This window comes from Microbacterium luteolum, assembly GCF_039533965.1.
Lineage (GTDB): Bacteria > Actinomycetota > Actinomycetes > Actinomycetales > Microbacteriaceae > Microbacterium > Microbacterium luteolum.
The window spans coordinates 89,222-101,062 of sequence record NZ_BAAAUN010000002.1 but is presented as its reverse complement, the minus strand read 5'-3'; the positions used below and the strand labels follow the sequence as shown (position 1 = coordinate 101,062).

Sequence of the window (11,841 nt, the reverse complement as noted above, 5' to 3'; positions counted from 1 at the left end):
TCGATACGATTTCGTCGTGCCCCACAGCTCCGCGACCGGCGGTCGCCCTCTAGCCTGGGCCCTGTGCTCATGTCCGTGACGACCAGGCCCCGCGCCAGCCTCGGCCGGGTCATCGAAGACCTCGGCAACACCCTGCTCGAGGTGGTGAGCGGCGCCGCCGACGATGAGGCCGAGATCGAGACCGTCGTGATCCATGACGTGCTCGATGACGCGATGCCGATGCGCGGGGCGCTCGTCCTCGGCGTCGGACTGAGCGATCCTGACGAGATCGCCGAGCTGCTGCAGACGCTCGCCGCCCAGCACGCGTCCGCCCTCGTGCTGCGCGCGCCGGTGCGGGCGGAGCAGCCGGTGCGCGATGCGTCCGACGCCACCGGCATCCCCGTGCTCGCACTCACCCGCGGGGCATCGTGGGCGCAGCTGGCCGCGATGCTGCGCTCGCTCATCGCGGAGGGCGATGTCGGCGACCAGGGGGCCACGACGCTGGGCGGGATGCCGTCCGGCGACCTGTTCGCGCTCGCCAACGCGATCGCCACCCTGTTGAACGCCCCGGTCACGATCGAGGACCGCAACTCCCGGGTCGTCGCGTTCTCGGGCCGCCAGCACGAGGCTGATCCGGCGCGCATCGAGACGGTGCTCGGACGGCAGGTTCCCGAGCGGTTCGCCCGCCAACTGGAGGAGCGTGGGGTCTTCCAGGAGTTGTACCGCAGCGAGGACCCGATCGACGTCAGACCGGTGCTCAACACCGAGGGCCTCCCCTCGTTCCCGCGCGTCGCCCTCGCGGTGCGCGCCGGCGACGAGATTCTCGGATCGATCTGGGCCGCGGTGCAGGAGCCGCTCTCGCCCGATCGCGTGCGGGCGCTCAAGGACTCCGCCGGTCTCGTGGCCCTCCACATGCTGCGTCTGCGTGCCGGTGCCGACGTCGAACGCCGGCTGCGCGCCGACCTGCTCGCGACGATCCTCGAAGGCGGCCCCGGAGCAGCCGACGCAACGGCACGGCTGCGCCTGAGCGATCACCGGTGCGTGGTGCTCGCCCTGTCGGCAGCGGAGGACGTCGACGACGAGCAGTCCACCGGGGCCCGCGGAGTGGCAGAGAGACAGCGCATAGCCGACGCCTTCGCCGTGCACCTGGGCGCCGTGTACCTCCGCTCCGCCGTGGCGGTGATCGGGAACGTCGTGTACGCGGTCGTCGGAATCCGTCCGGAGCACGCCGATGCCGATTCCGTCGCAGAGCACAGCGATGCGGACAGCCGTGCCGCACGCGTCGCGACCGATTTCCTCGGTCGACTCGGCGCCACGAGTGAGATCCGCGTCGGCGTCGGCACGGTGGCTGATGCTGCGGCGGGAATCCCCTCATCGCGCGCCAACGCCGACCGTGCTCTCCGCGTTGTCCGCCAGGCGCCGTCGCGCGAGCCCGTCGCCCGCTTCACCGCCGTGCAGATGGAGGCGCTCCTGGTCGAACTCGGCGACCTCGTCCGCTCCCGTGGCGATCAGCCGACCGGCCCCGTCGCGCAGCTGCTGGCGCAGGACAGGGAGAAGGGCACGCATCTGGTGGAGACGCTGCGGGCCTGGCTCGACGCCTTCGGCGATGTGGCCGTGGCCGCCGCACGCGTGTACACGCACCCCAACACGTTCCGCTACCGGCTGCGTCGCCTGTCGGAGATCAGCGGACTCGATCTGACCGACCCGGAAGCCCGGTTCTCGGCCATGGTGCAACTGCGCCTGCTCGTTCCCCGCGACTGAGGTCGGCGGCCCGTACCGGGTGAGCGCACTGCGGCAGGCGCAGTAGCCTCCCCCGAAACGAGGCAGGCGGCTGAGCCGCCTCAGGCGCGCGGAGCGAGGCCCGCGTAGAGCAGTTCCGCGGTCTGGGGATCGGTCATCACGAGGACCTCTTCCCCGACACGAGGGATCTCCAGACGCGAGATGAGCGCCTGCACGGCCACGGCCTGTGCGCCCAGCTGCAGCGTGAGCACCACGCGGGGGTTGTCGTTGATCGTCTGGCCGGTGTCCTGCAGGCCGAGCACCGTCGCGGACTGCGTGGGCACGCCGGCCGCCCGCAGCGCCGCCACGTGCTCGGCCTGATGGATCGACGACGTCGCCTGCTGCATCGCCTCGGTGAACTCGCTCCCCAGGAACGCCTTGGTCATCTTCCCCATGAACCCGCGGCCCGCGGCGATGTCGTCGGCCATCTGGAGCCCTTCCTCCTGGCGCTCCTGCTGCGACTTGCGGGTGACTTTGAACAGTCCCATGATCACTCCTTCAGTGGTGGTGGTGATCACAGGCTATGCACCCGCTGCGGCTACCGATCACAGGATCCGCGCGCCAGCCACGGGACCGTGCACGTGCAGAGGATCCAGTCCCGCGCCGCGCAGCGTCGTCTGCACGTCCTGCGCGGTCTCGGGGTCGGGGCACAGCAGCGCGATCGTGGGGCCCGATCCGGAGACGAGTCCCTGCAGCGCACCCGCCTCGACGCCCCGGCGGATCACGTCCTCGAGGTCGGGGCGCTCGTAGACGGCCGCGGCCTGGAGGTCGTTGAACAGACCTTCGGCGAGCTGCAGGGCATCGCCCGACCGCAGCGCCTGCAGGACGGGGATCGGCACGTCCAGCGACAGCGGCGGATCGTCGGCGAGGGCGCCCTCCTCGCCGCGCAGGATGTCCAGGCGCTCGTAGACGACCGGCGTCGAGAGGCCCTCCTCGCTCGTGACCAGGACCCAGTCGAAGCGGCCGCGGGCGAGGGCGGGATTGAGCTGATCGCCACGACCGGTGCCGACCGCGGTTCCACCGTGCAGCGCGAAGGGCACGTCGGCGCCCAGGCGTGCGGCGAGGTCATGCATCCGCGCCGGTGAGAGTCCGGTGCCCCAGAGCGCGTCGCACGCGACCAGTGCCGCCGCGGCATCCGCCGATCCCCCGCCCATACCGCCGGCGACGGGGACGCTCTTGCGGATCTCGAGGGCCACGCCGCCGGTGTACTCCGTCGCGGTCGCGAGCAGCTTGGCCGCTCGCATCGCGAGATTCCTGTCGTCGAGGGGGACGGAGTCCACGTCCTCGACGCCCGACACCGTGAGCGAGAAGTCGTCCGCGTGCCGTGCGATCACGTCCTCGTACAGGGAGACCGCCTGGAACACCGTCGCGAGGGCATGGTAGCCGTCGTCGTGGCGCCCGCCGACACCGAGGTAGACGTTGATCTTCCCCGGTGCGCGCACATGCACGGATCCGGCGGTCGCGGCGACGCTCATGATCGGATCACAGCTCCGTCGAGGTCGCCCAGAGGTCCACGTCGATGGAACCGGAGAGCTCGTCGATGCGGGCGAGCTCCTCGTCGGTGAGCGTCGGCCCGTTCACCGCCGCGATGTTCTCGTCGAGCTGCTCGGGGCGGGAGGCGCCGATCAGGGCCGAGGCGACGACGGGGCTCCGCAGAGTCCACTGCAGGGCCAGCTGCGCGAGGGACTGGCCACGGCCCTTCGCGATCTCGTTCAGCGCGCGCAGCGTCTGCACGGCCTCGTCGCCGAGGGGGCCGTCGGGGAGAGAGCCGCGGTTCTGCGCGCGCTTCGCCGTGCCGTCGCCGAGGTACTTGTCGGTGAGCAGGCCCTGGGCCAGCGGAGTGAAGGCGATCGCGCCGAGGCCGGACTGCTCCAGGGTCTCGGTGAGGCCGTCCTCGACCCAGCGGTTCAGGATCGAGTACGCCGGCTGGTGGATGACCAGGGGCGTGCCGAGCTCCTGCGCGACCGCGACTGCCTCTGCGGTGCGCTCGGCGCTGTACGACGAGATGCCGACGTAGAGCGCCTTGCCCTGGCGCACGAGCGTGTCGAGCGCGCCGACGGTCTCGGCGATCGGCGTGACGGGGTCTGCCCTGTGCGAGTAGAAGATGTCGACGTGGTCCAGGCCCATGCGGGTCAGGGACTGCTCGGCGCTCGCGAGGATGTACTTGCGGCTCGCGAAATCTCCGTACGGTCCCGGCCACATGTCCCAGCCGGCCTTGGACGAGATGATCAGCTCGTCGCGGTACGGGCGGAAGTCCTCCGCGAAGATGCGGCCGAAGTTCTTCTCGGCCGAGCCGTAGGGCGGGCCGTAGTTGTTCGCCAGGTCGAAGTGCGTGATGCCCCGATCGAACGCGTGGCGCAGCAGCGCACGCTGGTCGTCGAGCGGGATGTTGTCGCCGAAGTTCCACCACAGGCCGAGCGAGATCGGCGGCAGGTACAGACCCGACGTGCCGACCTGGCGGTAGGCGAACTGCTGGTAGCGACTCTCGGAGGCCGCATAGGGACGGTGCAGCTCGGGGACGTCGGGAGAGAAGCGCGGGGAGTCGGTCACCGTGCCAGATTAGTCCCTGACGCTCTCCGCGTTCATCGATGCGGCATGTTGCGCGATGCGCTGATAGTCGTCCACCGTGAGGTCCTCCCCGCGTGCCGTCGGCGCGACGCCGGCGGCGATCAGGACCTCGGATGCCGCGGCAGAGCTGCCGAAGATTCCGGACAGTGCCTGGCGGAGCATCTTGCGGCGCTGATTGAAGGCGGCATCCACGATCTGGAAGGTGCGGCGGCGCTCGTCCTCGCTCCCGCGCTCCCCCTCCGAACGGTCGAATCCGACCAGCAGGCTGTCGACGTTCGGCACCGGCCAGAACACCTGGCGCGACACGGTGCCGGAGAGCCGCCAGTCGCCGTACCAGGCGGCTTTGACGCTCGGTGTGCCGTAGATCTTCGACCCCGGCTTGGCGGCGAGCCGTTCGGCCACCTCGGACTGCACCATGACCACGCCGCGCTTCAGGTAGTCGAAGTGCTCGAGGAAGTGCAGGAGCACGGGGACCGAGACGTTGTACGGCAGGTTGGCGACGAGCACGGTGGGCTCGCCGTGCAGCTCGGTGATGCGGAGGGCATCGGCGTCGACGACCGTGAGCCGGTCCGGTTCGACGCCGTGCTCGGCGGCCGTCTGCGCCAGCCGCGCCGCCAGACGGTGATCGATCTCGACCGCGGTCACGGATGCCCCGGTCTCGAGGATCGCGAGGGTGAGGGAGCCGAGTCCGGGCCCGACCTCGACGACCCGCTCCCCCGGCTGCACGCGAGCGGCCTGCACGATCTTGCGGACCGTGTTGGCGTCGACGACGAAGTTCTGTCCGAGCTTCTTCGTCGGGGTCACGTCGAGCTCTGCGGCAAGGCGGCGGATCTCGGTGGCGCCGAGCAGCGTGATGGTCATCCCTCCATTGTCCCTCACCCTCAGTAGTCTTTCGGGATGCCCTCCCTCGGCGACCTCGTCGCGCCCCGCCGCATGGGCCGTGATTTCCGCTGGCTGCTCGCGTCCTCGTGGACGAGCAACATCGGCGACGGCGTGGCCCTGGCTGCCGCACCGCTGCTGATCGCGTCGATGACGTCGTCGCCGATCCTGGTCGCGGCCGGTGCGATCCTGCAGTTCCTCCCCTGGCTGCTCTTCGGTCTGCACGCGGGCGCCATCGCCGACCGCTTCGACCGCCGCCGACTGGTGATGTTCGCGAACGGCGCCCGGGCCGTCGTCCTCACCGGCCTCTGCGTCTTCCTCGTCACCGGCACAGCGAACATCTGGATCGTGCTCGCGGTCGCGTTCCTCTACGGCACGGCCGAGGTGTTCGTCGACACGGCGGGAAGCACCCTGCTGCCGATGCTCGTGAAGCCGGCAGACCTCGGGCTCGGGAACGCTCGGCTGCAGGCGGGCTACCTGGTGGCGAACCAGTTCGCCGGTCCGCCGCTCGGCGCGTTCCTCTTCGCCGCCGGGACCGCCTGGCCCTTCCTCCTCGAGATCATCTGCGTCGCGCTCGCGGTCGTGCTGATCTCGCGGATGGCGAAGACCCCGGTGCCGCCGCGCCGCCCTTCGACAGGCTCAGGGACCCAGGGAAGCTCAGGGACCCAGGAGCGAACGCACCCGCCCGTCCACACCGACATCGCCGAGGGCCTGCGCTGGCTGTGGCGGAACCCGCCGGTGCGGATGCTGGTGCTGATCATCCTCGTGTTCAACGTCACGTGGGCAGCCCCCTGGGGCGTCCTGGTGCTCTATGCGACCGAGCACCTGCACATGGGCGCCGTCGGGTTCGGGGCGCTCACGACCGCCTCCGCGATCGGCGGGCTGCTGGCCACGGCGTGCTTCGGATCGCTGGAGCGGCACGTGTCGTTCGCGACGCTGATGCGCGTGGTGCTGTCGCTCGAGGTGCTGATGCACCTCGCGTTCGCGCTGACGAGCACCGGGTGGGTGGCGCTCGTGATCATGTTCGTCTTCGGCGCCTACGCGTTCGTCTGGGGGACGATCTCGACCACCGTGCGCCAGCGTCTCGTCCCGGCGGAGCTCCAGGGCCGGGTCGCCTCCGTGAACATGGTCGGAGTCTTCGGCGGCATGGTGATCGGTCAGGCGCTCGGCGGCGTGATCGCCGAGATCTGGGGCCTCACGGGGCCGTGGTGGTTCGCCTTCGGCGGCGCTGCCCTGACCCTGCTGTTCGTCTGGAAGCCGATCTCGCACATCGTGAGCGCGACTCAGTCGAACGAGCCGTAGACGCGGAGCGTGTTGGCGGCGAGCTGCCGGGAGAGCTCGTCGACGTCGATCCCGAGCTCGGCGGCCATGAAGCGCACCGTGATCGGCACGAGGTACGGGGCGTTCGGACGTCCGCGCAGCGGCACCGGCGTGAGGAAGGGGGCGTCGGTCTCGACGAGGATGCGATCGAGCGGGGTGACCTTCAGCGCGTCGCGCAGGTTCTGGGCGTTCTTGAACGTGACGTTGCCGGCGAACGACAGGTGGTAGCCGGCATCCGCGCAGATCTTCGCCATCGCCTCGTCACCGGAGAAGCAGTGGAAGACGGTGCGCTCCGGGGCGCCGACACGGCCGAGAGTCTCGAGTACCGCGTCGTGTGCCTCCCGGTCGTGGATCTGCATCGCGATGCCGTGCTTCTTCGCGAGCGCGATGTGCGACTCGAAGGACTCGTGCTGCGCCCCCTGGCGCTCCGGCTCCGTGCGGAAGAAGTCGAGACCGGTCTCGCCGATCGCGCGCGTGCGCGGGTGCGCGGCGAGCTCGTCGATCACCGCGATCGCCTCGTCGAGACGGCCTTCCTCCGCATAGGTCGGCGCGTCGTTCGGGTGGATCGCGACGGCCGCCAGCACGCGCGGATCGGATGCCGCCGCCTCCACGGCCCACCGTGACGACTCGATGTCGCCCGATGCCTGCACGACGCCGGCGATCCCGACCGCCTGCGCCCGGTCGAGCTGCTCGGTCAGGCTCAGCCCCTGGGTCCCTGAGCCTGACGAAGGGTCGCCGTCGAGGATCTCGAGATGCGCGTGGTTGTCGTACACGGGTACGGCGAGCGGCTCGGGAGCGGGCGGGTACTTCAGGTCCTTGCGCCCGTCTCCCGAGCGCTCGCGCACGTACGTGTCAACCATGCGTTTCGTCTCCTCGCTGCGCTCGTCGCTCAACGACCGATGCGTCCCGTTCGTTGAGCGAGCGAAGCGAGACGAAACGCGTCAGGCGGTGGACTCCACCCGCGGGAACAGCGGGGCGAGTCCGTTGACGCTCGTGCCGGGCTGCAGCGCACCCCAGGCTCCGGCCTCACGGATCGGCTGATCCTGCAGACGACCGAGGCTCTCGCCGGCGCCGAGCGCGTGCCAGAGCTTCTCGGTCGACTGCGGCATCACCGGCGAGAGCAGCACGGCGAGCGCCCGCAGGCCCTCGGCGCAGGTGTACAGCACGGTGCCGAGGCGGCCGCGCTGGTCCTCGTCGCGGGCGAGGGCCCACGGCTCGTTCTCGGTGATGTAGCCGTTGAGCGCGTCGACGATGGTCCAGATCGACGAGATCGCCTCGTCGATGCGGAACTGCGTGACGGAGGCATCCGCCTTCGAGGCGGCATCCGCCACGATCTTCTGGATCGCGAGGTCCTGCTCGGTGTAGTCGGCAGGCGGCGGCACGATGCCCTCGAAGTACTTCTCGATCATCGCCGTGGTGCGCGAGGCGAGGTTGCCGAAGCCGTTCGCGAGCTCGGACTGGTAGCGCGCCGACAGGTCCTCCCAGGAGAAGGATCCGTCCTGCCCGAAGGCGATCGCCGACAGGAAGTAGTAGCGGTACGCGTCGGAGCCGAAGACGTCGGTGATCTCGGTCGGCGCGATGCCGGTGAGCTTCGACTTCGACATCTTCTCGCCGCCGACGAGCAGCCATCCGTGTGCGAACACGCCCTTCGGCACCTCGAGTCCGGCGGCCATCAGCAGCGCCGGCCAGATGACGGCGTGGAAACGCAGGATGTCCTTGCCCACCACGTGGTAGGCGGGCCAGCGGCGCGCGAACGTCTCCTCGTCGGCGCCGTATCCGACGGCCGTGGCGTAGTTCAGGAGCGCGTCCACCCACACGTAGATGACGTGCGACTCATCCCACGGCAGCGGAATGCCCCAGTCGAACGTGGAGCGCGAGATCGACAGATCCTTCAGACCCTGGCTGACGAACGACACGACCTCGTTGCGCGCCGAATCGGGGCGCACGAAGTCGGGCTGCGTCCGGTACAGCTCGAGCAGGCGGTCCTGGAACTCGCTGAGCTTGAAGAAGTAGTTCTTCTCCTGCAGCAGCTCCAGCGGCTTCGAGTGGATCGCGCAGACCTTCAGCCCCTCGAAGGGACCGGTGCCGTCGACGATCTCGGACTCGGGCTTGAATTCCTCGCAGCCCACGCAGTACAGCGCCTCGTACTCGCCCGCGTAGATGTAGCCGCGGTCGTAGAGACGCTGGAAGAACGTCTGCACGTTCGTCTCGTGGCGCTCCTGCGTGGTGCGGATGAAGTCGTCGTTGGCGACGTCGAGCGTCTCCAGCAGCGGGAACCACGCCTCGCTGACGAGCTTGTCGACCCATTCCTGCGGCGTCACGTTGTTGGCCGCAGCAGCCCGCAGCATCTTCTGGCCGTGCTCGTCCGTGCCGGTCAGCATCCAGGTGTCATCCCCCGCCTGGCGGTGCCACCGCGCGAGAGTGTCGACAGCCACCGACGTGTACCCGTGACCGATGTGAGGTACGTCGGAGGGGTAGTAGATGGGCGTGGTGATGTAGAACGATTCGCCTGCGGGCATGGGGACAATTCTAGGTGCCGCAGAGCCGGTGGTTACGCCGCTCAGGCGACCGAGACCTCGACCCGATGCCAGCCCTGAGCGCCGTCGGGCGCCGGGGCCGCCGGCTGGTCCGTCTGGGTCTTCCCGTCGGCGCCGATCGCACGGCATTCCAGCGTGTGCCGCCCGCTCTGCGCGGTCCACGGAAGCCGCCACTGCACCCAGGTATCGGTCGAGATCGCGTCGGCGAGTTCGGCGCGCTGCCAGTCGCCGCCGTCGATGCGGACCTCGACGCCGTCGACGCCGACGTGCTGCTGCCAGGCCATGCCGGCGATGACCGTCTCCCCCGGCTCGACGCTGCCGCCGCCCCGTGGCACGTCGATGCGCGACTGCAGCTTGATCGGGCCGTGGTCCGACCATCCGCGCGTGGTCCAGTAGGCCGTCGCTCGATCGAAGCGCGTGACCTCGAGCTGCGTGACCCATTTCGTCGCCGACACGTAGCCGTAGAGACCCGGGACGACCATCCGCACCGGGAACCCGTGCTCCATCGGCAGCGGTTCGCCGTTCATCCCGATCGCGAACAGCGCGTCCCGATCGTCGGTGAGTGCCTCGAGAGGCGTGGATGCCGTGAAGCCGTCCGCCGACGTCGACAGCACCATGTCGGCATCCGCCGAGACGCCGGCGCGCGCGAGCAGCTCGCGCACCGGGTAACCGAGCCAACGCGCATTCCCGATCAGGTCGCCGCCGACGGTGTTCGAGACGCACGCGAGCGTGACGTCGGCCTCCTGCATCGGCAGGGCGAGCAGTTCATCCCAGGAGATCACGACCTCGCGATCGACCATGCCGTGGATGCGCAGCGACCAGTCGGCGGGGTCGATCCGCGGGACGATCAGGGCGGTGTCGATGCGGTAGAACTCCGTGTTCGGAGTCACGACGGGAGCGAGACCCGGGATGTCCAGTTCCGCACCTGTCGGGACGGGCGGCGCCGCACTGGCCGCTTTCGGCAGCTGCAGTGCCGACCGGACCGCATCGATCGAGCGGGTCGCGCCGCGCGCGACGTTGCCCACGATGAGGGTCGCGACGCCGACGGCGGCCGCACCCGCGGTCCAGACCAGGAATCGCCGCCGATCCACGCCGTCAGGGCGGATCCCGGCGATCGGTCGCAACCGGCGGATGAGCAGACGCAACGCGATCACCGCCACGACGCCCGCGACGATGCCGGGCAGCCACGCGAACGGCCCTGCGCCGGGACGGATCATCGCGGCGACGACGGCGAGGGCCCCGAGGCCGCCCAGGATCGTCGCGCCGAGACCCGACCGACGCAGCTCCAGGAGCCCCGCACCGGCGGCGACGACCGCGAGCACCAGGGCGATGCCCGTGATCAGCGCGATCTTGTCGCCGGTGCCGAACAGCGCGATGGCCGTGTCCTTCGCCCAGGCCGGTGCGAGATCGATCAGCCCGCCCCCGATCACGGCGAAGGGGCTCGCGGCGGGCTCGACGATCGCCGCGACGAGTTCCGCGACGCCGACGCCGACGACCGCGGCACTGAGTCCCGCGGCCGCCGATCGCAGCCGGTCGCCGGCGCGCGTCTCGCGCATCGCATGCGTCATGACCCGAGCGTAACCCCGGCTGCTGTGGTCAGAGGCCGTTGCGCCTCGCGACTTCTCCCAGCCATGCGAGAGAGGGCTTCGGCGAGCGCACGAACGTCTCGCGATCGAAGCCGATCAGCCCGAATGTCGGCGCGAATCCGCTCGCCCACTCGTAGTTGTCCAGCGCGCTCCAGTGCTGGTAGGCGCGCACGTCGATGCCGTCCGAGATCGCCCGGTGCAGACCTTCCAGGGCGCCCTGCGTGTAGGCGATGCGCCGGGTGTCATCGGCGGTGGCGATGCCATTCTCGGTCACCAGGATCGGCACGCCGCCGCTGCGCTCCCACGCGCTGCGCACGCCCAGCTCGAGAGCCTCGGGGAAGAACTCCCAGCCCGTGAGGGTGGTCTCCACGTCGTCGGCGACCGGCCGCGGGCCCTCTGGGCCGATGAAGGTGCGGGTGTACGCCTGCACGCCGACGAAGTCGTCGCCGGCGGACTGGTCGAGGTACCAGTGGTCGCGCGGATCGCCGTAGGTGGACACCATCTCGTCGGCGCCGGGCTCGCCCGTGGAATGGAAGGCCTGGGTCGCGATGGTCCAGCCGGCCTGCGCGCCCGAGACGCTGCGCACGATCTCGGATGCCCGGTGGTGGGCGTCGAGGAGCGTGTCCGCGACCGCGAGGTCGGGGTTCGGGAGGCCGTAGGCGACGAGGTTCGCCGCATCCTCTCCCCCGGCGAGCATGGCGGCGATGTTCGGCTCGTTGATCGTGCAGACGTAGGTCACGCCGTCGAGGATCGGCAGCACGGTCTCGACGTAGCGCGAGAACAGGTCGACCGCGTCATCCGCCCGCCAGAAGCCGTCCTTCTGGAACCACTGCGGCACCGTGAAGTGCATCAGCGTGACCGTGGGGTCGAGCCCGTTCTCCCGCGCCGTGTCGATCATGCGGCGGTAGTGGTCGAGCATCGCGCGCGAGACGAAACCGCGCTCCGGCTCGATCCGCGCCCACTCCACCGAGAAGCGGTAGGAGTTCAGTCCGGCATCCGCCAGCAGACGCATGTCCTCCGGGTACCGGTGGAAGTGGTCGGCGGCATCGCCCGAGGGCTCCACCATGGGAGACCCTGGGGCATGCTCCATGGCCCACCAGTTGCTGGTCGTGTTGTTCCCCTCCACCTGATGGGCTGCGGTCGCAGCTCCCCAGAGAAAGCCGTCAGGGAATGTGAGCACGAGTGCTCCTTTC

10 protein-coding genes are annotated in these 11,841 nt (G+C 70.0%); 2 read left to right on the top strand and 8 right to left on the bottom strand.

Annotated elements, in window-relative coordinates; genetic code table 11:
* Positions 1-69: 69 nt before the first annotated feature.
* Positions 70-1,740: a helix-turn-helix domain-containing protein gene (locus ABD648_RS19330; protein ID WP_282217454.1), complete on the top strand. Its 1,671-nt coding sequence runs from the start codon at positions 70-72 to the stop codon at positions 1,738-1,740.
* Between the two features lie 80 nt (positions 1,741-1,820).
* Here the strand turns inward: ABD648_RS19330 and ABD648_RS19325 are convergent, their stop codons facing one another.
* The 4 genes from ABD648_RS19325 to rsmA are packed head-to-tail and all read right to left on the bottom strand — an operon-like array spanning position 1,821 to position 5,187.
* Positions 1,821-2,246, bottom strand: a complete 426-nt coding sequence (locus ABD648_RS19325; RefSeq protein ID WP_282216555.1) for a hypothetical protein — start codon at positions 2,244-2,246, stop codon at positions 1,821-1,823.
* A 57-nt stretch (positions 2,247-2,303) separates the two neighbouring features.
* Entirely contained in the window at positions 2,304-3,233 is a 930-nt protein-coding gene (locus ABD648_RS19320; protein WP_282216554.1) for a 4-(cytidine 5'-diphospho)-2-C-methyl-D-erythritol kinase, read from the bottom strand.
* Between the two features lie 7 nt (positions 3,234-3,240).
* Entirely contained in the window at positions 3,241-4,308 is a 1,068-nt protein-coding gene (locus tag ABD648_RS19315; RefSeq protein ID WP_282216553.1) for an aldo/keto reductase, read from the bottom strand.
* A 9-nt stretch (positions 4,309-4,317) separates the two neighbouring features.
* Positions 4,318-5,187: a 16S rRNA (adenine(1518)-N(6)/adenine(1519)-N(6))-dimethyltransferase RsmA gene (gene rsmA, locus ABD648_RS19310; RefSeq protein WP_282216552.1), complete on the bottom strand. Its 870-nt coding sequence runs from the start codon at positions 5,185-5,187 to the stop codon at positions 4,318-4,320.
* Positions 5,188-5,223: 36 nt separating this feature from the next.
* Between rsmA and ABD648_RS19305 the strand changes: the two genes are divergently transcribed.
* On the top strand, positions 5,224-6,507 hold the full coding sequence (locus ABD648_RS19305) for an MFS transporter (protein WP_282216551.1): 1,284 nt from the start codon (positions 5,224-5,226) through the stop codon (positions 6,505-6,507).
* Here ABD648_RS19305 and ABD648_RS19300 read toward each other — a convergent pair.
* The 4 genes from ABD648_RS19300 to ABD648_RS19285 all read right to left on the bottom strand — a co-directional run bounded on the left by ABD648_RS19300 (position 6,489) and on the right by ABD648_RS19285 (position 11,828).
* Positions 6,489-7,385 (bottom strand): TatD family hydrolase, encoded by an 897-nt coding sequence (locus tag ABD648_RS19300; RefSeq protein ID WP_282216550.1) that lies wholly within the window; start codon positions 7,383-7,385, stop codon positions 6,489-6,491. The genes ABD648_RS19305 and ABD648_RS19300 overlap by 19 nt on opposite strands.
* A gap of 81 nt (positions 7,386-7,466) precedes the next feature.
* On the bottom strand, positions 7,467-9,044 hold the full coding sequence (gene metG / locus ABD648_RS19295) for a methionine--tRNA ligase (RefSeq protein ID WP_282216549.1): 1,578 nt from the start codon (positions 9,042-9,044) through the stop codon (positions 7,467-7,469).
* Between the two features lie 41 nt (positions 9,045-9,085).
* Positions 9,086-10,630, bottom strand: coding sequence for a molybdopterin-dependent oxidoreductase (locus tag ABD648_RS19290; protein WP_282216548.1), 1,545 nt, complete (start codon positions 10,628-10,630; stop codon positions 9,086-9,088).
* Between the two features lie 28 nt (positions 10,631-10,658).
* On the bottom strand, positions 10,659-11,828 hold the full coding sequence (locus tag ABD648_RS19285; protein WP_282216547.1) for a glycoside hydrolase family 1 protein: 1,170 nt from the start codon (positions 11,826-11,828) through the stop codon (positions 10,659-10,661).
* Positions 11,829-11,841: the final 13 nt, after the last annotated feature.